At 58.9% G+C, this 24,340-nt stretch carries 22 protein-coding genes and 1 pseudogene; 16 read left to right on the top strand and 7 right to left on the bottom strand.

What is annotated here, in order from left to right; translation table 11 throughout:
- Positions 1–105: 105 nt before the first annotated feature.
- Positions 106–1,788 (bottom strand): formate--tetrahydrofolate ligase, encoded by a 1,683-nt coding sequence (locus FBZ97_RS03150; RefSeq protein ID WP_145316482.1) that lies wholly within the window; start codon positions 1,786–1,788, stop codon positions 106–108.
- Positions 1,789–1,954: 166 nt separating this feature from the next.
- On the opposite strand from FBZ97_RS03150, the gene FBZ97_RS03145 reads away from it, so the two are divergent.
- Positions 1,955–2,464 carry a TIGR00645 family protein gene (locus tag FBZ97_RS03145; protein WP_113332201.1) on the top strand — a complete coding sequence of 170 codons (510 nt, stop codon included), beginning with the start codon at positions 1,955–1,957 and terminating at the stop codon, positions 2,462–2,464.
- A gap of 14 nt (positions 2,465–2,478) precedes the next feature.
- Here the strand turns inward: FBZ97_RS03145 and FBZ97_RS03140 are convergent, their stop codons facing one another.
- Positions 2,479–3,444 carry a hypothetical protein gene (locus FBZ97_RS03140; protein ID WP_145316480.1) on the bottom strand — a complete coding sequence of 322 codons (966 nt, stop codon included), beginning with the start codon at positions 3,442–3,444 and terminating at the stop codon, positions 2,479–2,481.
- A 566-nt stretch (positions 3,445–4,010) separates the two neighbouring features.
- On the opposite strand from FBZ97_RS03140, the gene FBZ97_RS03135 reads away from it, so the two are divergent.
- The gene (locus tag FBZ97_RS03135; protein ID WP_145316478.1) at positions 4,011–4,742 is read left to right on the top strand and encodes a LuxR C-terminal-related transcriptional regulator; all 732 of its coding nucleotides are present in this window, start codon (positions 4,011–4,013) and stop codon (positions 4,740–4,742) included.
- Positions 4,743–4,841: 99 nt separating this feature from the next.
- Here FBZ97_RS03135 and FBZ97_RS03130 read toward each other — a convergent pair whose 3' ends face one another.
- The 4 genes from FBZ97_RS03130 to FBZ97_RS03115 all read right to left on the bottom strand — a co-directional run bounded on the left by FBZ97_RS03130 (position 4,842) and on the right by FBZ97_RS03115 (position 8,325).
- On the bottom strand, positions 4,842–5,981 hold the full coding sequence (locus FBZ97_RS03130) for a DUF2333 family protein (protein WP_113332198.1): 1,140 nt from the start codon (positions 5,979–5,981) through the stop codon (positions 4,842–4,844).
- A gap of 198 nt (positions 5,982–6,179) precedes the next feature.
- A complete protein-coding gene (locus tag FBZ97_RS03125; protein WP_145316476.1) occupies positions 6,180–7,202 on the bottom strand; it encodes a hypothetical protein in 1,023 nt (340 codons plus the stop codon).
- Between the two features lie 69 nt (positions 7,203–7,271).
- Positions 7,272–7,658 (bottom strand): cytochrome c family protein, encoded by a 387-nt coding sequence (locus FBZ97_RS03120; RefSeq protein ID WP_145317555.1) that lies wholly within the window; start codon positions 7,656–7,658, stop codon positions 7,272–7,274.
- 85 nt (positions 7,659–7,743) lie between these two features.
- Entirely contained in the window at positions 7,744–8,325 is a 582-nt protein-coding gene (locus tag FBZ97_RS03115; protein WP_075851140.1) for a thymidine kinase, read from the bottom strand.
- A 234-nt stretch (positions 8,326–8,559) separates the two neighbouring features.
- On the opposite strand from FBZ97_RS03115, the gene FBZ97_RS03110 reads away from it, so the two are divergent.
- From FBZ97_RS03110 to FBZ97_RS34655, 9 genes and pseudogenes are all read left to right on the top strand, one after another.
- Entirely contained in the window at positions 8,560–9,516 is a 957-nt protein-coding gene (locus FBZ97_RS03110; protein ID WP_145316474.1) for a choline ABC transporter substrate-binding protein, read from the top strand.
- Between the two features lie 169 nt (positions 9,517–9,685).
- Positions 9,686–10,543, top strand: a complete 858-nt coding sequence (gene choW, locus FBZ97_RS03105; RefSeq protein ID WP_069612714.1) for a choline ABC transporter permease subunit — start codon at positions 9,686–9,688, stop codon at positions 10,541–10,543.
- Complete coding sequence (choV, locus tag FBZ97_RS03100) at positions 10,540–11,589, top strand: choline ABC transporter ATP-binding protein (protein ID WP_145316472.1); 1,050 nt, start codon at positions 10,540–10,542, stop codon at positions 11,587–11,589. Before choW ends, choV begins: the two co-directional genes overlap by 4 nt.
- Before the next feature lie 36 nt (positions 11,590–11,625).
- A pseudogene (locus FBZ97_RS03095) lies at positions 11,626–12,111 on the top strand (pyridoxamine 5'-phosphate oxidase family protein); the annotation flags it as partial.
- A 373-nt stretch (positions 12,112–12,484) separates the two neighbouring features.
- Positions 12,485–12,802: a metalloregulator ArsR/SmtB family transcription factor gene (locus tag FBZ97_RS03090; RefSeq protein ID WP_015340680.1), complete on the top strand. Its 318-nt coding sequence runs from the start codon at positions 12,485–12,487 to the stop codon at positions 12,800–12,802.
- Positions 12,803–13,156: 354 nt separating this feature from the next.
- Complete coding sequence (locus tag FBZ97_RS03085) at positions 13,157–14,485, top strand: aspartate aminotransferase family protein (protein ID WP_113332192.1); 1,329 nt, start codon at positions 13,157–13,159, stop codon at positions 14,483–14,485.
- 91 nt (positions 14,486–14,576) lie between these two features.
- Positions 14,577–16,274: an adenine deaminase gene (ade, locus tag FBZ97_RS03080; RefSeq protein ID WP_145316468.1), complete on the top strand. Its 1,698-nt coding sequence runs from the start codon at positions 14,577–14,579 to the stop codon at positions 16,272–16,274.
- Between the two features lie 145 nt (positions 16,275–16,419).
- A complete protein-coding gene (locus tag FBZ97_RS03075; protein ID WP_069612720.1) occupies positions 16,420–16,620 on the top strand; it encodes a hypothetical protein in 201 nt (66 codons plus the stop codon).
- Positions 16,617–16,871 carry a hypothetical protein gene (locus tag FBZ97_RS34655; RefSeq protein ID WP_145316466.1) on the top strand — a complete coding sequence of 85 codons (255 nt, stop codon included), beginning with the start codon at positions 16,617–16,619 and terminating at the stop codon, positions 16,869–16,871. The genes FBZ97_RS03075 and FBZ97_RS34655 overlap by 4 nt, the downstream gene beginning before the upstream one ends.
- A gap of 1 nt (position 16,872) precedes the next feature.
- On the opposite strand, the gene FBZ97_RS03065 is transcribed toward FBZ97_RS34655, so the two are convergent.
- Positions 16,873–18,519 (bottom strand): alpha-glucosidase family protein, encoded by a 1,647-nt coding sequence (locus FBZ97_RS03065; RefSeq protein ID WP_145316464.1) that lies wholly within the window; start codon positions 18,517–18,519, stop codon positions 16,873–16,875.
- 293 nt (positions 18,520–18,812) lie between these two features.
- Here FBZ97_RS03065 and FBZ97_RS03060 point away from each other — a divergent pair, with 293 nt between their 5' ends.
- Genes FBZ97_RS03060 through FBZ97_RS03040 form a run of 5 tightly spaced genes read left to right on the top strand, consistent with a single transcriptional unit; the run spans position 18,813 to position 24,258 of the window.
- A complete protein-coding gene (locus FBZ97_RS03060) occupies positions 18,813–20,393 on the top strand; it encodes a peptide ABC transporter substrate-binding protein (protein WP_069612723.1) in 1,581 nt (526 codons plus the stop codon).
- 51 nt (positions 20,394–20,444) lie between these two features.
- Entirely contained in the window at positions 20,445–21,368 is a 924-nt protein-coding gene (locus FBZ97_RS03055; protein ID WP_113332189.1) for an ABC transporter permease subunit, read from the top strand.
- Entirely contained in the window at positions 21,365–22,282 is a 918-nt protein-coding gene (locus FBZ97_RS03050; protein ID WP_145316462.1) for an ABC transporter permease subunit, read from the top strand. Before FBZ97_RS03055 ends, FBZ97_RS03050 begins: the two co-directional genes overlap by 4 nt.
- A 1-nt stretch (position 22,283) precedes the next feature.
- On the top strand, positions 22,284–23,279 hold the full coding sequence (locus FBZ97_RS03045; protein ID WP_113332188.1) for an ABC transporter ATP-binding protein: 996 nt from the start codon (positions 22,284–22,286) through the stop codon (positions 23,277–23,279).
- Positions 23,272–24,258, top strand: a complete 987-nt coding sequence (locus FBZ97_RS03040) for an oligopeptide/dipeptide ABC transporter ATP-binding protein (protein WP_113332187.1) — start codon at positions 23,272–23,274, stop codon at positions 24,256–24,258. Before FBZ97_RS03045 ends, FBZ97_RS03040 begins: the two co-directional genes overlap by 8 nt.
- The last annotated feature ends 82 nt before the right edge of the window (positions 24,259–24,340 follow it).

The raw sequence follows: 24,340 nt of genomic DNA, 5'->3' as shown, positions 1-24,340 counted from the left end.
ACGGGCGGTTTTTCTCCCTTGAACCGCATCACACTCTGCTGCAGGTTGAGCCGAACCGGCAGAGGTTCTGAGTTCAAATGGCCTCGGTTGAATCGGATTCTGAACTTAAAACAGTCCTTCGATATAGCCCTGATCATTGAGGAAAATCCTCTCGGCTGCCGGCGATTTCGGCAGTCCGGGCATGGTCATGATCTCGCCGGTGATGACGACGACGAAGCCGGCCCCGGCTGAAAGGCGTACCTCGCGAACGGGTACGATATGGCCTTCGGGTGCTCCCCGAACATTCGGATCGGTCGAGAAGGAATATTGCGTCTTCGCCATGCAGACCGGCAGATGCCCGTAACCCTGATCCTCCCAGGACCTGAGCTGATCTCGCACGGCCTTGTCAGCCGTCACCTCGCCGGCATGGTAGATCTTGGAGGCCACGATCTCGATCTTCTCCAGCAAAGGAAGATTATCGGGATAGAGCGGCTGGAATTTCGCCTGGCCGGATTCGGCAAGCTCGACCACCTTGTGCGCGAGATCGGTTATGCCCGCCGAGCCCTCGGCCCAGTGCCGGCAAAGGATCGCCTCGGCGCCGAGACGGGCGACATAATCCTTCAACGCCTCGATTTCGGCTTCCGTGTCCGAAACGAAATGATTGATTGCGACGACGACAGGCACTCCGAACTTGCGGACATTGGCGACATGCCGGCCGAGATTGGCGCAGCCCTTCACCAAAGCCTCGACATTCTCCCTGCCGAGATCGTCCTTCTTGACGCCGCCATTCATCTTCAAGGCCCGCACGGTCGCGACGATGACGGCGGCATCCGGCGAGAGCCCGGACTTGCGGCATTTGATATCGAAGAATTTCTCTGCACCGAGATCGGCGCCGAATCCGGCTTCCGTCACCACGTAATCGGCAAGCTTCAGTGCCGTGCGCGTCGCGATCACCGAATTGCAACCATGGGCGATATTGGCGAAGGGACCGCCATGCACCAGTGCCGGATTGTTCTCCAACGTCTGCACAAGGTTCGGCTGCATAGCGTCCTTCAGGAGCACGGCCATGGCGCCGTCGGCCTTCAGGTCGCGGGCATAAACGGGTGTACGGTCGCGGCGATAGCCGATGATGATGTTGCCGAGCCGCTTTTCCAGATCCTTGAGATCGGATGCCAGACAAAGGATGGCCATCACCTCGGAGGCGACGGTGATATCGAAGCCACCTTCGCGCGGAAAGCCGTTCGCAACGCCGCCGAGCGAGGAGACGATATCGCGCAATGCGCGGTCGTTCATGTCCATTGCGCGGCGCCAGGTGATGCGCCTGATATCGATATTCTGCTCGTTGCCCCAATAGATATGGTTGTCGATCAGCGCGGCAAGCAGATTATGGGCAGAGGTGATCGCATGGAAATCGCCGGTGAAATGGAGGTTGATATCTTCCATCGGGATAACCTGCGCATAGCCGCCGCCGGCCGCCCCGCCCTTCACGCCGAAGCATGGGCCGAGCGATGCCTCGCGTACGCAGACCACCGCCTTCTTGCCGATGCGGTTCAGACCGTCGCCGAGGCCGACCGTCGTGGTGGTCTTGCCCTCACCCGCAGGCGTCGGGTTGATCGCCGTGACGAGGATCAGTTTGCCGTCCTTCTTGCCGGCCTGTGCCGCAATGAACGCTGCACCGATCTTTGCCTTGTCGTAACCGTAAGGTGCGAGATCTTCCGCCGGAATACCGAGCTTCGCGCCGATCTCCATAATCGGCAGCTTCTTTGCCGCGCGCGCGATCTCGATATCGGATGCCACTGTCGTCGCCATAAGTCTCGCCCCCAAACATACGGTCATTTCCCTGTCGGGATAAACCAATATGTTTCGGGTGTGAATAGTTGGCGAAGCCCCTCCCTATCGAAACGCGCCGCCTTGTCTCACGATGCCGGCATGCCTATTTTCGGCGTCCAATCAAACCGCGGAAGAAGGAAAAGATATGAAGTCCCTGGAATTGCTGGTCGAGCGCATCATTCTCTCCAGTCGCTGGCTTCTGGTGATCTTCTATCTCGGTCTTGCCGCCTCACTCGCCGTCTACGCCGTTTCGTTCGCTTACAAGTTCTACAAGGTCGCAATCAACGTGCTGGTCTATGAAGAGGCCGACATGATCCTTGCGATCCTCGGCCTAATCGATGCCGCCCTGGTGGCAAGCCTGATCGTCATGGTGATGATTTCCGGCTACGAGAATTTCGTCAGCCGCTTCGACGAGGCGGAGGGCGAGGTTTCCTTCCTCGGCAAGCTCGATTCAGGCAGCCTCAAGATCAAGGTCGCATCCTCGATCGTTGCCATTTCCTCGATCCACCTGCTGCAGATCTTCCTGAACGCCACTCAATACGACAACGCCAAGCTGATGTGGTTCACGATCATCCACCTTGCCTTTGTCGTCTCGGCACTATTGCTGGGCTTCCTGGAAAAGATCATGGCGAAAGCCAAAGCCAAGGATAGCTGACGCCGGGCCAGCGGCTACTTGCCGGCCATTGCCGATGCGCTGGTCATCGGCGCAGGAGCTGCCGACGGTGCCGGCGCGGCACAATCGGAAATCGATTGATTGTCCCTGCAGTTGCGCGCCGAGACCAGCGCATCGGCATCGGCGAGCTCCGTCGTCAGCCTCAGCCTCAACGCGTCCATCTGCGAAATCAGATGAATGCCGTTCGGGTCGGTTCCAAGCATCAGATCGACAAGTCCCCGGTCCACGCCCATCTTATCGAGGAAGCTGACCAGCCTCGCCCTCTGCGCCTTGTCGAGCTTGGTCGTATCGTACTTGCCGACGAATTTACGGCCGATCTCTCTCTTGGAGATGACCTTGCGCTTGCCATCCACCATCTCATATTCGGTGCGGTACTGGACACGCACCTCGCTGTAGGTCGTTGTGATCTGATGAACGCCCAGCAGCGCGAAGGGGCTGGAAACGCGCTGGACACCGCCTGCAAAAAACAGCGGGCAGGCCGAAAAGCAGATTGCGCCATCCGAGAATGGCTGTCCTGTTATCGAGCCGTCCTTGGCAAAAGCTGCCGAGCAGATCGGCTCGGCATAGGGGCATGCCCGCGAGCGAGTACGCCCGACTGCGATCGAAAGCTTCTGCTTCCGAATGATACGAGCCATCTCCATGGCTGCTTTGACATCGCCACCTGGCGAACTGACGATTATGGGCAACTTGCGATCGCCGACCTGTTTCAGGATTTTCTGCAGCTTCCGCGGCGTATCTGCCATGATCTGCCCTTCGGCGGAGATCCAGTCCGGACATGTATCATCGGCACGGCACTGGCCCATCTCGCCGTGAACGAGCAAGAACCGCATCGGCGTGCCGCTGGCAACGCCAGCCGCTTCGGCAAGCGCAGGCGAAACAAGCAGAAGCGAAACGCCGGTGACGAACCACAACAGCGTTTGACAGCAGCGCGCCGCAAGCTGCGGGAAGAAGCGAAAATTCATGAGTCATACGCCTGCAAGCGATTACCTTGGCAAGACCGATAGCAACCGCTTTGGGCCTTCGCAAGGCGCGCCGATGCGGCAACGCATCATTTGACGAAACTCCCGGCCGCTTGCACCCATGCAAGAGTTGGCGACGAGAAAATTGAGCACCGGCGGACCTCAGGAACGAGAGATGGAACCGAACTGATGCTGTGACAAACGGTTAATCCTAACATGAAGCATGGGACAGTTTTGGATCAAGCCGCGGCTGCTTGCCAGCTCGGGATCGCCCTGTTCAAAACGCACATTCAGACCTCATTTTGACCTGGCAAATGCGCTTCGCCGGGTTGCTCCCCAACTGCCGAGGTCGACGCAAAATGTATGGCCCCGTCGAAATTAGGCTAACAGAAACGCTATTTTTACGCTTAATGACCATTTTGGGCGAAGATTTGCGTAGTTTTGCATGCCTGAATATTAAAATATATGAAAATGAAATTATTTCTGGTCCTGTGATATTTTTGCGTCTAGCATTCACTCCTAAATCCGGTATTTGATAACGATAACACGCTGTGGGCGCTTCAACTCATATGTCCTATATCATTACTGCCGAGAGACAATTGCTGCTTTCTGCCGAGTTGGCTGCTGCTCGGACACAAGCGGCCTTTGCACTGGCCTTGGAACGGACCGGGTCAGCTTTTGGCTTCAGCCATATGGCTCTCATGAACGCCCCGGTTCCCGACGACACGATGATGACGCCGTTGCTCATCGAAGGCACGATGCCGGCTCAATTCGTACGTGAATTCGATCGCCATCAGCTCGTTCGCCGTTGTCCAATGCTGTTGCGCACGCGCGATTCGGTCATGCCACGCTCCTGGCATCTGCTGGAAAAGGACGCCGAACCCGACGCGGATTTGCCGCGCGAACTTCGCGCGCTCCTGATCAACTACAATTGCCCGATGAACGTCATCATTCCGGTCAACGCCCCGGATGGTCAACGCCTTGTCTTCTGGTTCATGGGCAATCGCAACAGTCTCGGCCAGAGCGAGATCAACGAACTCACCCTGATCATGCTGCAGGCGCTCGATGCTTATAATTGCCTCAAGCGCAACGACAGTGCCGCGCCACACTCGCTTTCGGCACGTGAGCTGGAAGTGGTTCGCTGGACGGCTCAGGGGAAGACCTCGGTGGAGATCGGCCAGATCCTCACCCTCTCCGACCATACGGTCAACGCCTATATGATGAATGCGATCAAGAAGCTCGATTGCGTCAACCGCACACAGCTTGTCGCAAAAGCCATCCGCCTGAAGCTGATCAGCTAGGCGAGCCCTCACTCAAGCACCTCCGTACGGAGCCCGACGACCGGGCCAAGCGTCTATGTGCGCCTGCCGCGCCGGAACGGACGGCAGTCCACTTCTTCTTTAGCGACCGCCCAGAACCGTACGGATTTCAACGAGGCTCGAACGCACCCGCAGAATATGGAAGCCCATGGTCGCGAGATGGCTCGGCATGAAGGAGCTATCTTCGGGTCCATTGGAAATGATGAAGGGCTGAATGCGCAAAGCAGTCTGCAATTGCGTCGTGACGTCGGCCCAAAGCGCGCTGACATTACGCTCGGCGATCACCTGCTGGAAATCCGAACGAGCCGCCATCAGGATACCGTAGCTTGCGTAGAGCTGCCCGTAAGCAAACCAGAAACGATCGTCAGCCCGCGTATCCAGCCAGCCGTAGCTGTGATCCCCTGCTCTCTTGGCCAATATATCCGCCGTGCTGCCGAGATCGTTGGCAATGTGGTCGACGAACTGCAGAAGATTGTCTGCGCGCCCGTCGAAAATTGCCTTGCAGTTGCCGAGGTCGCTATTGAAGCTGCGCAGATTGCTCATCGCGGCGCGATAATAGCTTGGGCTCGGGGTTTTCGGTCCGAAGGGATGCAGGCCGAAATACCAGCTGGACTCATCGAATTGCAGGTTGCCGCGCGCCTTCTGCAGATCGCTGTTGATGCCGGATGTTCCGCGCACGCGGCCGAGTGTGTCGACCAGCTCCGCCGAGGTACGGCGAACGACAGAATTGATGCCCCGCTGGAAGGAAGCCTTGTTGTCGAGGAAGGGCGTGTCATCCCACGAAATGCCGAAGAAGCCGAGCTTGTAGAGCAGCATCGAGGAAATCCAGGCATTCTGGTTGACGTTGAAATCGATCAGATCGGTGGCAACGTCGACGACAGCCGAGGTTTGGCAGGCCTTGGCCGCCGTTGCCGCGGCCTGCTGGCCGTCTGTTGCAGGCAGTTCTTGCCCGGCCGAATATTTGCGCTCGGAAAATTTATAGACATCCGGATAGGCCGGATTGAACCCTGTCCAGACCTGCGTCTGCCAAACGAAATAGATATAGAGCAGCGCCATCAGCGTCACGAAGGCGGCGACCGGCAGCTTGATCAGCCAGTTGCGCTGCCGATACCAGCCATGCGCTGCAAGAAATGGCCAGCTAAGCCCGACAAAAACCAATCCTAGCCAGCGTGCGATAGCGGCCCAGATCCGCTTGAAGAACGCCGTGATCGAGTCAAGCATGGACACGCCTCCTAAACCGTACCGCGCATCCCGCCGACCCGCAAAGGACGCACCACACCAAACCTGCGCAATGGACGTCGCGAAAATCCCCGCGGCCCTCGGATCATTAAGTCCTTATCGCCATTCACGTTCCAGCAAATATGTGTTCTTGGGAAAAACAACAACCGTCCGCTTGGAATTTTCCATGACGGACGACAATCAACCCTCCGGTTGCACCTCTTCCGCCACTCCGCTCGGGTCAGTGGATGCGGGGAGCAGATGCGGCTCCAGCCGTCTTTTGAAGACGGCATCGACATGAGCCTTGCGCACGGCGAGGTCATGCCCCGCCAGCACATTCGCCTCGAATGCCTGGATCAGGCTCTCAACCGCTGCCGTTCGCGAAACCGTGGTCGATGCCGGCGCCGCTTCTGCCGCCAATGCCTTGAGCAAGGCAATCCGTTGCTCGATATCGATGGTGAGCTTAGCGGCCATAGCACCGATGGCGGCTATCTGCCTATTCAGAGCAGCCGCCAGCCCTTCATAAATGTCTATAAGACGCTGTCGCACGGTCCGGCGGGATTGAAGCTCCTGTTCTTGCCGCCGAATATCATCCTGCTCCAGCAACAGAGCACGATAGTCCCCTTCGAGTTCGGACTGCAGATCGGCATGGCGCGAGGATGGGCGGTTGCGCCGCTGATACATGAGCTTTTCCGCCAAGGCATTGGCCCTGCGTTGCATCTCCTCTATATCGAAATCGAGCTTCCGCCGGCGTTCGATCACGCCTTCCAGCTGTAGTTCGCAGTCATGAAAGCATCGGGAGAATACGGGTCTTGCCTGCCTGAAAAGAAGGTCGAGTTCGGCCGATACGTTAAGGATCGTATCGAGATCGGCGATGATAGCCTCCGGCTTCATCGGTCCACGCGCGAGCGTCCGGCTGAGCAGGCTTGCATTTTCAAGACCAACCTTCTCGTTGAACAATCTGCGATGCTGCAAGTCCGCCTCCTCGGTCGCATGATCCAGCTCTTTGACCAGCGACAGGGCGGTTGATTTCCACCGATCGAGCAGTTCGATCGCTTCGCGGACAGACGCTTCTTCGACAGGAAAATTGACGACCCCGACGCGCTCGCCCTCCCTGGCGTGGCCGGCGAGCGTCGCCACGGCCGAATTCGCGTCGTTCATGGCGTCATCGAGCGTCGCTTGCGCCTTATCGAGCATGCCATCGAAGGAATGAGGCCTGACCATGAAAGCATTCCCTCCCCTACCTCTGGCGCGAGACTAGCCGCTTCCTGAGGCGAAGGAAATGCTCGAAAACTATTGGGCAGCGGCAGGATTCTTCAGATAGGCAATCAGGTTGTCGAGGTCCTTGTCGCTTTTCAGACCCGGGAACGTCATCCGGGTGCCTTTGACGAGGAATTGCGGCGCCGGCAGATATTTCCGCAGCAACGCTTCATCCCAGACCTTGCCGTCGGCGCCGAATGCCCGCATCGCCGGTGAATAGACATAATCGGGCTTGCTTGCGACGGCTCGTCCGACGACCCCCATCAACGAGGGGCCAACCCGATTGTCAGGCCCGGTCGCAGTGTGACAGGCACCGCATTTCTTGAAAACGACGGCGCCAGCGACCGCATCGCCGTCTGCAAGCGCGCAAGAGGTCGAGGCAAGCACGATGGCGGCCGGCAGCAGGCAAAGCAGTTTCATCATCCCTCCCGATCAGCTCAATCCCGACCAACGGTCATATGCCGAGCAAAGTCCGCAACGCTACTGAAAGCCCGCGGGCGGCGCTTCACTCGCAGGTGATCGCCTCTTCCCAATGACGACGACAGAGCGAGACATATTTGTCGCTGCCGCCGATCTCGATCTGTGCCCCTTCGTGAACGACCTTGCCGGCGGCATCCAGGCGCACGACCATCGTCGCCTTGCGCCCACAATGGCAAATGGTGCGCACCTCACGCAATTCGTCGGCGATGGTAAGCAGTTCCTGTGACCCCGGAAACAAGCGTCCGTGGAAATCCGTGCGCAGCCCGTAAGTCATGACCGGAAGGCCGAGGCGGTCGACGATATGGGCAAGCTGCCAGACCTGCTCGCGCGTCAGAAATTGCGCCTCATCGACGAAGACGCAGGCAAGCGGCTCGCTTGCATGCATTTCATCGACCATCGCATAGAGATCGTCGCTCGTTTCGAACGGCAAAGCATCCATCGTCAGTCCGATGCGCGAGGCGATCGTGCCGCGGCCGGCGCGATCGTCGAGGGCTGCGATGAAGGCTGCGGTGCGCATGCCGCGCTCCTGATAATTATAGGCAGCCTGCAGCAGCATCGTCGATTTGCCGGCATTCATCGTCGAATAATGGAAGTAGAGCTTGGCCATGACATTCTCCTTGAATGCTTCATGGGTGCTGCAGGACGATAAGGAAAGATGGTCGCGGCGAAAACCACAGGATTCAGGCGTGCTTCGCTTAGGGCGCAAAAGCCTTGGTCACAGGCGGACAGAAAAAGACGGGCGTCGCATTCAGCCCCCTCAAACCGCCGCAAATACACTGTGGTCGCTTGAAAATGTCAGTTATTGATGGTTGCTTGGGAACGTTAGACTGGGAGTCACGCAATGATAAAAATGACCCTTACTGCATTCGCTTTCGCCTCAACTCTCTCCGCACTGACATTGGGCGCCACCGCGGCTTCCGCAGCCGAGCCGGCAAGCTGTAGCACCGTACATTTCGCCGATGTAGGCTGGACCGACATTACTTCCACGACGGCCACCGCCTCCATCCTCCTGAAGGCTCTTGGCTACGACACCGACGTCAAGGTGCTCGCCGTGCCGGTGACCTACCAGTCGCTGAAGAACAAGGACATCGATGTCTTCCTCGGCAACTGGATGCCCTCCATGGCCGAGAACATCAAACCCTTCGCTGCGGACAAATCGGTCGAAACCGTGCGCGCCAATCTGGAAGGCGCCAAGTACACGCTGGCGACCAATCAAAAGGGCGCGGATCTAGGCATCAAGGACTTCAAAGACATCGCCGCCCACAAGGATGAGCTTGACGGCAAGATCTACGGCATCGAGCCGGGCAATGACGGCAACCGGCTGGTGATCGACATGGTCGACAAGAACACCTTCGGCCTCAAGGGCTTCGAAGTGGTCGAATCCTCCGAGCAGGGCATGCTCGCTCAGGTCTCCCGCGCCGACAAGGAAGGCAAGCCGATCATCTTCCTCGGCTGGGCCCCGCATCCGATGAACACCACCTACAAAATGACCTATCTCACCGGCGGTGACGACGTGTTCGGACCGAATTTCGGTGGTGCGACCGTCTATACCAACGTCCGGGCCGGCTACTTGCAGGAATGCCCGAATGTCGGCACTTTCGTTAAAAATCTCGTCTTCTCGCTGCCGATGGAAAACGAAATCATGGGCAAGATCCTGAATGACGGCAAGGATCCGGAAGTCGCAGCGACGGAATGGCTGAAGGCCAACCCCGCAGCAATCACGCCGTGGCTTGCCGGCGTCACCACCAAGGACGGCGGTGACGGCCTAGCGGCGGTCAAGGCCAAGCTCGGCCTGTAATACGAGGATGGATGGAGGGGCGGCCAAACCGCCCCTTTCTCTTCCTTGAACGGACTGCTTGCTTTCGCGTCCCGCCACGACCCGAGAAGGGCATGTGGCGTGACAGACCGTTATTCTTCGGCGGCACCTCCGGCTTCATACGTTACAATCGGAAACGCCGCCCCCAATCATGGGCAAAGACGTGAACTGGTTAACCGATTACCGCATCCCCATCGGGCCATGGGCCAAAGCCGTCGTCGACTGGCTGACGAGCAATGTCACATGGTTCTTCGACGGCCTTTCCTTCGTTGTCGCGCATGGAATCAACGGACTGTTGTTCGTCTTGCAGGCACCGCATCCGCTGATCGTCGTCGTTGTCTTCACGGCAATCGCCTACTGGATGCGCCGGAGCGTCACGATCACGGTCCTCACCCTGATCGGCCTGCTGATCACCATCAACCAGGGTTACTGGAAAGAGACGACCGAGACGCTGGCGCTGGTGCTGGCTTCCACCTTCGTCTGTATGCTGGTCGGCGTCCCCCTCGGTATCGCGGCTGCCCGACGTCCCTGGCTCTACGCCATCATGCGGCCGATCCTCGATCTGATGCAGACCATCCCGACCTTCGTGTATCTGGTGCCGGCCATGATCCTGCTCGGTCTCGGCATGGTCCCCGGTCTGGTCGCCACCGTCGTCTTTGCTCTTCCCGCACCGATCCGCATGACGCGCCTTGGCATCATTTCCACCCCCCCTTCGCTGGTGGAAGCGGCCGAATCCTTCGGCGCGACGCCACGCCAGGTTCTGCGCAAGGTCGAGCTTCCCTTTGCCACGCCGCAGATCATGGCCGGCCTGACACAGACTATCATGCTGTCGCTCTCGATGGTTTCGATCGCTGCCCTCGTCGGCGCCCCCGGTCTCGGCGTGCCGGTTCTGCGCGCGCTGAATAGCGTCAACGTCGCCAAGAGCTTCGATTCCGGCGCCTGCATCGTCATCCTGGCGATCATTCTCGACCGTATGTTCCGCGCGCCCGGCGAAGGAGACCGCTCATGACCGTCGCCGTTGATTTCAAAAATGTCAGCATCATCTTCGGCGATCGTCCCGATGCCGCGCTGAAACTTGTCGATGAAGGCAAGTCGCGCGACGACATCGGCAAGTCGACGGGCATGGTGCTCGGAGTCGCCAATGCCTCGCTGCAAATCGAAGAGGGTGAAATCCTCGTGCTGATGGGCCTGTCCGGCTCCGGCAAATCGACGCTGCTGCGCGCCGTCAACGGCCTGGCGCCGGTAGTGCGCGGCGAGGTCTCCGTCAACACCAAGAACGGCGCCGTCAGCCCCTACTCCTGCAGCCCAAAAGCCCTGCGCAACCTGCGCATGCACACCGTCTCCATGGTCTTCCAGCAGTTCGCGCTTCTGCCCTGGCGAACGGTGGCCGACAATGTCGGCTTCGGGCTCGAGCTTGCCGGCGTTCCGGACGCCGAACGCAAGAAGCGCGTCGACGAACAGCTCCAGCTCGTCAACCTGACGCAATGGGCCAATCGCAAGGTCAATGAACTGTCCGGCGGCATGCAGCAGCGCGTTGGTCTCGCCCGTGCCTTTGCAACCGGCGCGCCGATCCTGCTGATGGACGAGCCATTCTCGGCGCTGGATCCGCTGATCCGCACCCGCCTGCAGGACGAGCTTCTGGAGTTCCAGCGCCGCCTGAAGCGGACGATCCTCTTCGTCAGCCACGATCTGGACGAGGCATTCCGCATCGGCAACCGCATCGCCATCATGGAAAGCGGCCACATCATCCAGTGCGGAACGCCACAGGAGATCGTCAAGAACCCAGCCGACCAATATGTGGCCGACTTCGTGCAGCACATGAATCCGATCAGCATGCTGACGGCACGGGACGTCATGCAACAGGGCGTCGGACATTCGGCCAATGCCGGTTCCGTCACCGCCACGGCAACCGCCGCGACACCGCTCATCGATATCCTTGACGCCCTGACACGCCAGCCAGGCAATATCGGCGTTGTTGACAATGGCACGATTATTGGAACGATCTCGGCGCAAGACGTTGTGTCGGGTCTCACCAGCCACCGGCGAAAGGAGTAGTCGTTCGCGACTGCTCCTCAATTCATGGAGCCGTTAATGAATGACAAACCATCGGTGATCAGGGAAACGGATGAGGATGCGCGCAGTCAGGCGCGCGACCTCATGCACAAAGCCGCACATGCAGCCTTGGCCGTCATCGACCCCGAAACCGGCTTTCCCTTCGTCAGCCGCGTCCTGATCGCCATGGATGCCGATGGCGCTCCGGTCATCCTGGTCTCCGGCCTCTCCTCACATACCAAGGCTCTGATGAGGGACAGCCGCGCTTCGGCGCTCTTTGGCGAGCCCGGCAAGGGCGACCCTCTCGCCCATCCCCGCCTGACCTTGCGCTGCAGCGCGGAGCGCATCGATCGGCAAAGCCAGGCACACGATCGCATCCGAGCACTTTTTCTCGATCGCCACCCGAAATCCAAGCTCTATATCGACTTTCCGGATTTCTGCTTCTTCCGCCTCGTTCCGCTCGATGCCAGCCTGAACGGCGGCTTTGGAAGGGCTTACATCTTGTCCTCAAAAGACCTGATGATGCTTTAAACCGAAAACAAAATCCGACGGCAATAAAATCATACAATAGTGCGAGAATTAGTAGGTGGACAGCCTGACGTAGAACCAGCCAATATTCTCAGGTTGCAAATCCGCAGTGACCAAAATTGGCATGTTTGCGGCTCCGAAACGATAAAAATCGACCTATTTTGGTTTAATTTAGCCCCTGGATGGGACGCTGGAGACCTCAGCATTATCGCTGAGGCATCATACGTACATACCTAAAACAGCATACTCGATACCTTAAATTTAGGTATATACAATCTTCGACCCCTCTTGGTATTGTTAGATATCGGTTTGGACCGGCTTGGAAATAGCACAGTTTCTGATGTACGCTCCGCATTGGGAAGATTAACAGATGAAGACAAGAGATTTGGCCGAACATTCTAATGTTGCGGCAGCATTATTATCAGCAATGGCGAACCCAAAGCGTCTTTTGATCCTTTGCAGTCTCGTTAAGGGTGAAGTTCCTGTTGGCGTTCTTGCCAATCAGGTCGGACTGAGCCAATCAGCACTTTCTCAGCATCTTTCGAAGCTTCGCGCTCAGAAGCTGGTCAAGACGCGACGCGATGCTCAAACGATTTACTACTCCAGCACATCAGAATCCGTGATCCGTGTTCTTGAAACGCTGGAAGACATTTATTGCGAGCCGGAAAAAAGTAGATCGGCTGCTTAAGAGCTTGCAATAGCTCAAGGCCTGTCGACAGACGATCTCCGGGGAACACTTTAGACCCTGAAAGATCGACTTGCTTTCATCACCAGGTGTTTTACTGCTTTAACTGGCAAATCTTCAGATTTGCCAGTTTTTTCATGTCTGGACGAGCTCGCATCACGTCTGCAGACAATTCCGCGCCCGGCACCGCCGACCTGCCGCGATCCAATTCGTGCCGTACACCAGCCTCCTTTCCCGACCCCATCTTTGCCTTGACGCAAATAGGCCGGCTGATAATTTGACCAAGCAGTAAATATAATCGCGCGGCGCGGCGCCGCGGTCGGGTAACAGGCCCCCGAATGGCCATTGGAGAACAGCATGTCGGACCGTTTGAATGCCACCCCCAACGATTTGCGCGCCTTCTGGATGCCGTTTACGGCCAACCGCCAATTCAAGAAGGAACCGCGCCTCTTCGTCAGCGCCAAGGATATGTACTACACCACCCATGACGGTCGGCAGGTACTGGACGGAACTGCGGGTCTGTGGTGCGTGAACGCGGGACACTGCCGCCCCAAGATCACCGAGGCGATCCGCCAGCAGGCAGGCGAGCTCGACTATGCCCCGGCCTTCCAGCTCGGCCACCCCAAGGCCTTCGAGCTGGCGAACAGGCTGGTCGATATTGCACCCGAGGGTATGGACCACGTTCTTTATACCAATTCCGGTTCGGAATCGGTCGAAACCGCGCTCAAGGTCGCGCTTGCCTATCATCGCGTGAAGGGTAATGGCTCGCGCTTCCGCCTCATCGGCCGCGAGCGTGGCTATCACGGCGTCAATTTCGGCGGCATTTCCGTGGGCGGCATCGTCACCAACCGCAAAATGTTCGGCACGCTGCTGACCGGCGTCGATCATATGCCGCACACGCATATTCCTGGCAAGAACGCCTTCACGCGCGGCGAGCCAGAGCATGGCGGCGATATCGCCACCGAGCTTGAGCGCATCGTCACGCTGCACGACGCCTCGACAATCGCTGCTGTCATTGTCGAGCCGATTGCCGGCTCCACCGGCGTGCTCATCCCGCCGAAGGGCTATCTGCAGAAGCTGCGCGACATCTGCACCAAGCACGGTATCCTGCTGATCTTCGACGAGGTCATCACCGGCTTCGGCCGCCTCGGTGCGCCCTTTGCCGCTCAATATTATGATGTGAAGCCGGATATCATCACGACCGCCAAAGGCCTGACCAACGGCGTCATTCCAATGGGTGCAGTCTTCGTCACCTCGGAGATCCATGACGCCTTCATGCAGGGACCCGAGCATATGATCGAGTTCTTCCACGGCTATACCTATTCCGGCAATCCGATCGCCTCTGCCGCGGCGTTGGCAACGCTCGACACCTATAAGGAAGAAGGCCTTCTCACGCGCGCAGCAGAACTTTCAGACTACTGGGCCGATGCCCTGCATTCCCTGAAGGACTGCCCGAACGTCATCGATATCAGAAACACCGGCCTGATCGGCGCCATCGAGCTCGATCCGATCGCCGGCGAGCCCACCAAGCGCGCCTTCACCGCTTTCCTCAAGGCCTATGAAAAGGGCCTCCTCATCCGCACCACCGGCGACATCATCGCACTATCGCCGCCGCTGATCATCGAAAAGCATCACATCGACGAGCTGTTCGGCAAGCTCCGCGAGATCTTGCAGAATAATATCTAAGGCATAATCTCAAATAATCTCCGCCCCTCACGCCTCCTCTTGTATGAGCAAGAGAGCCGGCATGAGGGGCGATCCATATGCGAGGGACGAAATGACCACCAAACTCGAACGCTATATCGACCAGGGCGTCGGCCGGGAACCCGCCGATATCGTGTTGAAGAACGGCCGGTTCTTCGATCTGGTGACGGGCGAGCTGGTCGCTTCGGATATCGCCATCTGCGGCGATCGCATCGTCGGCACCTGCGGCGAGTATCAGGGGCGCGAAGAGATCGATATTGCCGGCCGCGTCGTTGTACCGGGCTTCATCGACACGCATCTTCACATCGAATCCTCGCTGGTAACCCCGCTCGAATTCGATCGCTGCGTGCTGCCCTATGGCGTGACCACCGCCATCTGCGATCCGCATGAAATCGCCAACGTGCTCGGCACCGAAGGCATACGTTACTTCCTCGACTGTTCGCTGGAAACCATCATGGATATCCGCGTCCAGCTCTCGTCCTGCGTGCCGGCAACGCATCTGGAAACCTCGGGCGCCGATCTGCCGATCGAGAAGCTCTTGCCCTTCCGCAATCACCCGCAGGTGATTGGCCTTGCCGAATTCATGAATTTTCCCGGCGTGGTCCACAAGGACCCCGTCTGCATGGCGAAACTCGAAGCCTTCCAGGGCGGTCATATTGATGGCCACGCGCCGCTTTTGCGCGGTAATGACCTCAACGGCTATCTCGCGGCTGGTATTCGCACAGAGCATGAATCGACAACCGCCGAAGAGGCGCTGGAGAAGATCCGCAAGGGCATGCATGTGCTGGTGCGCGAAGGCTCCGTTTCCAAGGATCTGCACGCGTTGATGCCTGTTATCACCGAACGCCTGTCGCCTCATCTGGCGCTCTGCACCGATGACCGTAACCCGCTCGATATCGCCGAACAGGGCCATCTCGATTACATGATCCGCACGGCGATCGCCCATGGCGTCGAGCCACTGGCGATCTACCGCGCCGCCTCGATCTCGGCAGCCCGTGCCTTCGGTCTGCGTGATCGCGGTCTCGTGGCACCCGGATGGCGCGCCGATCTCGTCGTCGTCGACAGCCTGGAAAGCTGCAAGGCCGAGATCGTCTTCTCCGCAGGCCGCCGTGTCACCGCCGAACTCTTCGCGACCCGCGGTTCGGTCGAGCCGGTCGGCCTCGACAGTGTCAAGGCCCGCCCGATCAACGCAGCCGATTTTGGCGTGCCGGTGACGGAGGGCGAAAGCTCCGTCATTGGCGTGACGCCTGGCAAGATCATCACCCAACATCGCCGCTATCGCCTGCCGGCCAAGGGCAACCAGACCGATATCGACCTCGGCAACGATATCATCAAGGTCGCCGTCATCGAGCGGCACGGCAAGAACGGCAACCATGCCAACGGCTTCGTCCAAGGCTTTGGCTTGAAGAAAGGCGCGATCGCCTCGACCGTCGGCCATGACAGCCACAATATCTGCGTCGTCGGCGTCAGCGAGGATGACATGGCGCTCGCCGCCAATCGCTTGAGCGACATCAATGGCGGTTTCGTCGTCGTCGAGGACGGCGTCGTGACCGGTGAAATCGCCCTGCCTGTCGCTGGCCTGATGAGCCTCGAGCCTTATGAAAGCGTGCGCGACACGCTGCACCACCTGCGCCAGGCGGCCTACGCCCTTGGCGCGACCCTGGAAGAGCCCTTCCTGCAGCTTGCGTTCCTGCCCCTGCCCGTGATCCCGCATCTTAAGATATCGGATAAAGGCCTGGTCGATGTCGACAAATTCATGCTGATCGGCTGATCAGGCTCGTCCCTCGTAAGGAACATAGCTTGCATTGCGAAGGTGTCAGCGGACAAATAATTCAAGCTTGGGACTTCAATTGATAAAAGCCTATTGTTATCTTTGTTCCACGACATCAAACCGTTTGGTCATGGAAAGAACAATCGTGACAAAGCTTGAGCAGATTGAGAAAAATGTCAGCGAACTGGAGCCGGAAGACTTCAAGGCATTCGCCGAATGGTTCGAAGCTCTGCAGGCAAGCCGGTGGGATCGGCAAATCGAAGCTGATATAGGCGCCGGTAAACTGGATAGATTGGCAGACAAAGCCCTCGCCGATTTTCGTGTGGGAAAGACGCGGGCATTTTGAAGCATCACGCCACTCAGCCGTTTTGGGAGGCATATGAAAAGCTGCCAAAACATGTGCGAGAACTCGCCGACCGAAATTTCGAGCTTCTCAAATCGAACCCAAGGCATCCTTCGCTTCATTTTAAACAAGTAGGCCGCTTCTGGTCCGCGCGGGTCGGGATGTCCTGGCGGGCTCTTGCTGTCGCTGACGGCGACGCCCTTGTCTGGTTCTGGATCGGCTCTCACACCGAATATGACAAGCTCTTACGCTAAATCACGTCACATACCCGCAATAAACATCCAGAGCAGCAAGCGTTAGCGTTGTCCCGGCATCCGCCGTGTCAAACCCCGGCATGGCGATCGTCTTGCCAAGCTTGATATCCTCCGGCAAGGCAACCTTCACAGGCTTGCGGGAGAGATTGAAGACAAACAGCAGCGTCTCCTCACCCTTGGAGCGCGTGAAGGCGAGAACGTCCTCTTTTGTATCAAGAAAGATCATGTCGCCGTCACGCAGGGCGGCATGTTCGGCACGGAAGGCCAGCGTGCGCTGATAATGATGCAGCACCGAATCCGCGTCCGTCTCCTGCTTGTCGACGGCAAGCGCCGCATGCTGATAGGGAACCGGCAGCCAGGATTTGTCGGCGGTCGTAAAGCCGGCATGGGCGCGGCTCGCTTCCCAGGGCATGGGCGTACGGCATCCGTCACGCCCCTTGAAGGCCGGCCAGAAGCGAATGCCGTAGGGATCGCGCAGATCCTCGAAGGCAAGCTCTGCCTCAGGCAGGCCGAGCTCTTCCCCTTGATACAGGCAAATGGAGCCGCGTAACGCCGAGAGCAGAGAGATTGCGAGCTTCGCAACGCGCGGCTGCTCTTCTTCCGTTTTGGCGAAGCGGCTGACATGTCGCTGAACGTCATGGTTGGAAAAGGCCCAGCAGACCCAGCCATCAACGACATTATCCTGGAAATCGCTGACGCAGCGCCGGAAATGCGCCGGCGTAAAATCGGGGCCTAAAAGATCGAACGTGTAGCACATGTGCAGCTTGTCGCCGCCGCTGGTATAGGCCGCAACCGTCTCCAGCGAGCGCACGCCGTCACCGACTTCGCCGACTGTCGTGCGGTTTTCGTATTGATCGAGCAATGCACGCAACCGCTTCAGGAAGCCGATATTTTCAGGCTGCGTCTTGTCGTAAAGATGGTTCTGCATCCCATAGGGGTTGGTTTCGGGCGCGTCGAGCCCGCCGGTCGCGACGAGCGCCGGCGGATTGTCGCGAAGCTTCTTGTCGCAGAAATAGTAGTTGACCGTATCCAGGCGGAAACCATCGACGCCGCGATCAAGCCAGAATTTGACGGCCGCCAATACCGCATCCTGAACGTCCGGATTGTGGAAGTTCAAATCCGGCTGCGATGTCAGGAAGTTGTGCTGGTAATATTGCCGGCGCACGCCATCCCATTCCCAGCCGGGGCCGCCGAAGATCGACAGCCAGTTGTTCGGCGCCGTTCCATCCGGTTTCGGATCGGCCCAGACATACCAATCCGCCTTAGGATTGTCGCGGCTTGCGCGGCTTTCAACAAACCAGGGATGCCGGTCGGAGGTGTGCGAGATGACCTGGTCGATGATGACTTTGAGGCCGAGCTCATGTGCTGCCGCCATCATCTCGTCGAAATCGGCAAGCGTGCCGAAGATCGGATCAACATCGCAGTAATCGGCGACGTCATAGCCCATATCGGCCATCGGCGAGGTAAAGAACGGCGCCAGCCAGATTGCGTCGACCCCGAGTGCGGCAATGTGAGGCAGGCGCCGGGTGATCCCCTTGATATCTCCGAGCCCGTTGGCATCCGTGTCCTGAAACGACCGCGGATAGACCTGATAGATCACTGCCCCGCGCCACCAATCGGCTCCCGCCGCTTTATTCGTCGATTTCATCAAACCGCCTCGATATCGCACAAGGCCTACCAGTTTGCACAGTCGGGCGCAGGCGGCAAGCTGCAAATCGGCTGCCTGAGAAACTCAACCATCGGGCGGATAAATTCGCTGTATCAATTTTAGAGATTTGTGAATATGAAAGTTCACATGCTAAGCATGCCCGACTTTTTTTAACTTGAAAGCGACGTCGCTTTCGATAATTTCGCGCATTGACCTGTACGTGAAGGTTACCTGCGGGATCAAGAATACCCTTGTAAAACAAGGACAATAACTCCAGAAAGGTGGGAAAACATATGGCGCATATCACCCGAAAATTTATCGCTGCGGCTTTCGTCAGCACGATATTGAGCGTTTCGGCGCATGCCGCGACCCTCAATATCCACAACGGCGGCGACCCGACTTCGCTCGATCCGCAAAAAATTTCCGGCGATTGGGAGAACCGCATCGACGGCGATATCTTCGAAGGGCTGGTGACCGAGGACCCCAAGGACAACCCAATTCCAGGCCAGGCTGCAAGCTGGACGATTTCGCCCGACCAGAAGGTCTATACCTTCAAGCTGCGTGACGGCATCAAGTGGTCCGATGGACAACCGGTGACGGCTCAGGACTTCGTCTTCGCCTTCCAACGTCTGATGGACCCGAAGACCGCGGCTCAATACGCCTATCTGCAGTACACGATCCTGAACGCGGAAAAGATCAACAAGGGCGAGATCAAGGATCCGACCCAGCTCGGCGTCAAGGCGATCGACGACAAGACCCTCGAAATCACGCTTGAGAACCCCACCCCCTACTTCCTCAATGCTCTGATGCACTATACGGCCTATCCGCTGCCGAAGCATGTCGTGGAAGCCAAGGGCGATGAGTGGGTCAAGATCGGCAATATCGTCACCAACGGTCCCTACAAGCCAGTGGAGTGGGTGCCTGGCTCGCATGTCAGCATGGTCAAGAGTGACCAATATTACGACGCCAAGGACATCAAGATCGACAAGGTCAACTACTATACGCTGGAAGACCAGGCCGCTGCCCTGAAACGTTATCGCGCCGGCGAATTCGACATTCTTACGTCGTTCCCGGCCGATCAGTATGACTGGATCCAGAAGAACCTGCCCGGCCAGGCGCATGTGGTGCCGTTCCTTGGCACCTACTACTACGTCCTGAATTCCACCAAGCCGCCATTCAACGACAAGCGCGTTCGCCAGGCTCTCTCCATGGCCGTCAATCGCGAAGTCATCGGGCCGAAGATTCTCGGCACCGGCGAACTGCCGTCCTATTCCTGGGTACCGCCTGGTACCGCCAATTACGGCGAGCCGGCCTATGTCAGCTGGAAGGATGAGCCCTACAAGCAGAAGGTCGAAGAAGCAAAGAAGCTTCTGAAGGAAGCAGGCTTCGGCCCTGACCATCCGTTGAAGGCTCAGCTGCGCTATAATACCAACGACAACCACAAGCGCATTGCCGTTGCGATTGCCGCCATGTGGAAGCCGCTCGGCGTCGATATCGAGCTCTACAACACCGAAACCAAGGTGCATTACGATGAAATGCAGCGTGGCGAGGTGCAGATCGGCCGTGCCGGCTGGCTCGCCGACTATAACGACCCGATCAACTTCCTGAACCTGCTGTCCACCGGCGTCGAAATGAACTACGGCCGCTGGAGCAACAAGGACTATGATGCTCTGATCAAGCAGGGCAATGAAGAAACCGATCTCAAGAAGCGCGCCGAAATCTACAAGAAGGCTGAGCAGCTCGCCCTCGACGACAGCGCGGCTATCCCGATCTACTACTACGTTTCCCAGAACATCGTCGCCCCGAAGGTCCAGGGCTTCGTCGACAACATCCAGGACATCCACCGCACGCGCTGGCTGTCGATCAAAGAATAATTGGGAACAGGCTCCCTCCCGGACACGATCGGGAGGGAGCCGTCTAAGACCATGTTTGGCTACGCTCTCCGTCGTTTGCTGTCGACAATCCCGGTTCTGTGGATTGCCGTGACAGTGTGTTTTTTCATTCTGCGCCTCGCTCCCGGCGGCCCCTTCGATGGCGAAAGGCCATTGCCGCCGGAAGTCAAAGCCAACCTCGCGGCTCACTACAACCTCGACAAGCCCCTGGTTGAGCAATACCTGATCTATGTCGGCGACGTCATGAAGGGCGACCTTGGCCCCTCCTTCGCCAATCAGGACTTCACCGTCACCCAGCAGATCATGTCCGGCTTCCCCTATACGTTGACCATTGGTGGCGCCGCTTTCGTGCTTGCAACTGTCGTCGGCATCTTCATAGGCTGTCTCGGGGCGCTTTATCAAAACCGCGCGGCCGATTACTGGCTGGGCGGCGGTCTCCTCATCGGCCTGGTCATGCCGAGCTTCCTCATCGCGCCGATCCTGCAGCTCATCTTCGGCAACACGCTCGGCTGGCTGCCGGTCGGTGGCTGGGGTGACGGCTCCGTCAAATTCCTCATCCTGCCCATCATCGTCCTGACGCTGCCGCACGCGGCACGCATCTCACGCCTGATGCGCGGCTCGATGATCGAGGTGATGGGCCAGAACTTCATCCGAACCGCCAAGGCCAAGGGCATCGGTCCGCGGCTGACGATCATGCGCCACGCGCTGAAGCCGGCCATGATGCCTGTCGTTTCCTATCTTGGACCGGCGGCAAGCTATCTGCTCACCGGCTCGCTGGTCGTCGAAAGCATCTTCGGCCTCCCCGGCGTCGGCCGCTACTTCGTCGGCGCGGCGCTGAACCGCGATTACGGCATGGTCCTCGGCACGGTCATTTTCTACATGGTCCTGATCGTGGTCCTCAACCTGCTGGTCGACATCGCCTATGCCTGGCTCGACCCGAAAGTGAGAATGCGATGATCCTCAATTCCGCCAAGAGAGAATTGCTGGAAGCGGAATTGCTTTCGGCAGAAGGGCTCGCGCCCAAGGGGCGTTCCCTCACAGGCGACGCGATGCGTCGTCTCCTGCGCAACAAGGCGGCGGCACTTTCGCTGGTCATACTGGCCCTGCTGGTTCTGGTCGCCATATTCGGCCCGTATTTCCTGCCCTTCAACTATGAGGATCCGGACTGGACCTCGTTCCGCGGCGCTCCAGACTTCGCCGCCGGCCACTATTTCGGTACCGACGGCAATGGCCGCGACCTGCTGGCGCGCACGCTCTACGGCACCCGCGTCTCGTTGACGGTCGCACTTGTTGCGACCCTCGTCTCGGTCGTCATCGGCGTGCTCTATGGCGCCGTTGCCGGTTATTTCGGCGGTCGCGTCGATGCGATCATGATGCGCTTCGTCGATATCATGTACGCCCTGCCCTACGTCCTCTTCGTCATCCTGCTGATGGTGATCTTCGGCCGTAACGTCTACCTGCTGTTTGCGGCGATCGGTGCGCTGGAATGGCTCACTATGGCGCGCATCGTGCGTGGTCAGACCTTGTCGATCAAGCAGCGGGAGTTCATCGAAGCTGCGCGCGCCTCCGGGCAACGATCGTTCAAGATCATCCTCAAGCACATCGTGCCGAACCTCGTCGGTCCGGTGGTCATCTATGCGACGCTCACCATCCCGGAAATCATCGCGACGGAGAGCTTCCTCTCCTATCTGGGCTTCGGTGTCCAGGAGCCGCTGACGTCTCTCGGCACGCTGATTGCCGAAGGCTCGGCGGGCATGGAGACGACGCCCTGGCTGCTGTTCTTCCCGGCCGGTTTCCTGGTCGCGCTGCTGATGAGCCTGCTCTTCATCGGCGACGGTCTGCGCGACGCATTCGATCCGAAGGATCGCTGACATGACAGACACACTTCTCGAACTCAAAGACTACTCGATCACCTTCCGCACGCCCGAGGGCGAAGTCGCGGCAGTCTCCAAGATGAACCTCAAAATCGGCCGCGGCGAGCGCATCGCTATCGTCGGTGAATCCGGCTCCGGCAAGAGCCAGACTTTTCTCGGCCTGATGGGCCTGCTCGCCAAGAACGGCCGCACCAGCGGCCAGGCGCTGCTCGACGGCAAGGATCTACTGACGCTGAAGCCGCGTGAACTCGACCATGTGCGCGGCAAGGACATGGCCATGGTCTTCCAGGACCCGATGACCGCACTCAACCCGTCGCTGCGCATCTCGCGGCAGTTGACGGAACAGCTCGAAGTTCATGGCGGGCTTTCAGCGCGTGCCGCCTCGGCAGCGGCGCTCGATATGCTGAAGCGTGTCGGCATCCCCGACCCGACCCGCCGCTTCAACCTCTACCCGCACGAGCTTTCGGGCGGCATGCGCCAGCGCATCGTCATCGCCATGGCGCTGCTGACCAAGCCGAAGCTCTTGATCGCCGACGAGCCGACGACGGCGCTCGACGTAACGATCCAGGCGCAGATCCTCGATCTCTTCAACGAGTTGACGGCGGAAATGCATACGGCTCTCGTCATGATCACCCATGATCTCGGCGTCGTTGCCGGCCTCGCCGACCGCGTTGCCGTCATGTATGCCGGCCGCATCGTCGAGGAGGCGCCGGTCGAGGAGCTGTTCGAAAGCCCGGCCCATCCCTATACGGCGGCGCTTCACTCGGCGATCCCGAGGCCGGACCAGGATGTCGACGACCTCACCGTCATCCCTGGACGGCCGCCGAACCTGATGCACCTGCCGCGCGGCTGCGCCTTCTCGCCGCGCTGCGCCCATGTGCAGGACGATTGCCTCGACGCCGCTCCTCCGCTCGACCAGCTTTCATCGCGACGCTGTGCGGCCTGCTTCCATCCCCTTTCGGCTAATCAGGAACGGAGCCTCGTCCATGGCTGAGCAAACGCTTCTGAAGGTCGAGCATCTGACGACCGAATTCGAACTGCCGTCGAAATCCTTTTTCAAGCCGCCGATGATCCTCACGGCTGTTAACGATGTCAGCTTCGAACTGAAAACCGGCCGCACTCTCGGCATCGTCGGCGAATCCGGCTGCGGCAAGTCCACGCTTGGCCGCTCCATCCTGCGGCTGATCAAGGCGCAGAAAGGCCGCATTCTCTGGCAAGGCGGCAATCTGCTCGATCTCACCGAAGAGGAAATGCGTGCCGCCCGCCGCGACATGCAGATCATCTTCCAGGATCCGATCGCCTCGCTCGATCCGCGCATGACCGTCGGCGACATCATCGCCGAGCCGCTCACGGTCTTCGAACCGAAACTGACCCGGGCGCAGCGGCAGGATCGCGTTCGCGAGATCATGGCTGCCGTCGGCCTCGTTCCGGAGATGATCAACCGTTACCCGCACGAATTCTCGGGCGGCCAAGCGCAGCGCATCGGCATCGCCCGCGCCGTTATCACCCGGCCGAAGCTCATCATCTGCGACGAGCCGGTCTCGGCGCTCGACGTTTCGATCCAAGGACAGGTCATCACGCTTCTGCGCCGCCTGCGCAAGGAGTTCGGCCTCACCTTGATCTTCATCAGCCACGACCTCTCTGTCGTGCGCCTGATCTCGGACGACGTGCTGGTGCTCTACCTCGGCAAGGTGGTGGAAGCAGGCGAAGCCGCGACGGTCTTCGATCATCCGGCTCATCCATACACGCAGGCGCTGTTCTCCGCTGCGCCAATCCCCGATCCGAAGCTCGCTCGTGGCCGCGAGCGTATCCGCCTGCAGGGCGATCCGCCCTCGCCGCTTAATCCGCCGCCGGGCTGCGTCTTCTCGCCCCGCTGCTGGAAGGCGACAGATATCTGCCGCACGAAAATGCCGCCGACCGAGCACGTCCGTCCGGGTCAGACGGCGGCCTGCTATCACATGGATCGGCCATAAAGTAGATCCAGCGAAAGTGGACGGCGACAGCCGCCGTCCACCTTGCCCCAGCCGCCGCTTGCGCGTATGCAGCACCAAGACA

Origin of the sequence: Rhizobium sp. ERR 942, from assembly GCF_007828395.1 — a bacterium.
GTDB classification, from domain to species: domain Bacteria; phylum Pseudomonadota; class Alphaproteobacteria; order Rhizobiales; family Rhizobiaceae; genus Rhizobium; species Rhizobium dioscoreae.
This window is presented reverse-complemented; position numbering and strand designations above follow the sequence as displayed.

Coding starts and splice junctions, on each gene's coding strand:
- FBZ97_RS03150 (WP_145316482.1), bottom strand. CDS start 1,788: ATGGCGACGACAGTGGCATCCGATATCGAGATCGCGCGCGCGGCAAAG.
- FBZ97_RS03145 (WP_113332201.1), top strand. CDS start 1,955: ATGAAGTCCCTGGAATTGCTGGTCGAGCGCATCATTCTCTCCAGTCGC.
- FBZ97_RS03140 (WP_145316480.1), bottom strand. CDS start 3,444: ATGAATTTTCGCTTCTTCCCGCAGCTTGCGGCGCGCTGCTGTCAAACG.
- FBZ97_RS03135 (WP_145316478.1), top strand. CDS start 4,011: ATGTCCTATATCATTACTGCCGAGAGACAATTGCTGCTTTCTGCCGAG.
- FBZ97_RS03130 (WP_113332198.1), bottom strand. CDS start 5,981: ATGCTTGACTCGATCACGGCGTTCTTCAAGCGGATCTGGGCCGCTATC.
- FBZ97_RS03125 (WP_145316476.1), bottom strand. CDS start 7,202: ATGGTCAGGCCTCATTCCTTCGATGGCATGCTCGATAAGGCGCAAGCG.
- FBZ97_RS03120 (WP_145317555.1), bottom strand. CDS start 7,658: ATGAAACTGCTTTGCCTGCTGCCGGCCGCCATCGTGCTTGCCTCGACC.
- FBZ97_RS03115 (WP_075851140.1), bottom strand. CDS start 8,325: ATGGCCAAGCTCTACTTCCATTATTCGACGATGAATGCCGGCAAATCG.
- FBZ97_RS03110 (WP_145316474.1), top strand. CDS start 8,560: ATGATAAAAATGACCCTTACTGCATTCGCTTTCGCCTCAACTCTCTCC.
- choW (WP_069612714.1), top strand. CDS start 9,686: ATGGGCAAAGACGTGAACTGGTTAACCGATTACCGCATCCCCATCGGG.
- choV (WP_145316472.1), top strand. CDS start 10,540: ATGACCGTCGCCGTTGATTTCAAAAATGTCAGCATCATCTTCGGCGAT.
- FBZ97_RS03090 (WP_015340680.1), top strand. CDS start 12,485: ATGAAGACAAGAGATTTGGCCGAACATTCTAATGTTGCGGCAGCATTA.
- FBZ97_RS03085 (WP_113332192.1), top strand. CDS start 13,157: ATGTCGGACCGTTTGAATGCCACCCCCAACGATTTGCGCGCCTTCTGG.
- ade (WP_145316468.1), top strand. CDS start 14,577: ATGACCACCAAACTCGAACGCTATATCGACCAGGGCGTCGGCCGGGAA.
- FBZ97_RS03065 (WP_145316464.1), bottom strand. CDS start 18,519: ATGAAATCGACGAATAAAGCGGCGGGAGCCGATTGGTGGCGCGGGGCA.
- FBZ97_RS03060 (WP_069612723.1), top strand. CDS start 18,813: ATGGCGCATATCACCCGAAAATTTATCGCTGCGGCTTTCGTCAGCACG.
- FBZ97_RS03055 (WP_113332189.1), top strand. CDS start 20,445: ATGTTTGGCTACGCTCTCCGTCGTTTGCTGTCGACAATCCCGGTTCTG.
- FBZ97_RS03050 (WP_145316462.1), top strand. CDS start 21,365: ATGATCCTCAATTCCGCCAAGAGAGAATTGCTGGAAGCGGAATTGCTT.
- FBZ97_RS03045 (WP_113332188.1), top strand. CDS start 22,284: ATGACAGACACACTTCTCGAACTCAAAGACTACTCGATCACCTTCCGC.
- FBZ97_RS03040 (WP_113332187.1), top strand. CDS start 23,272: ATGGCTGAGCAAACGCTTCTGAAGGTCGAGCATCTGACGACCGAATTC.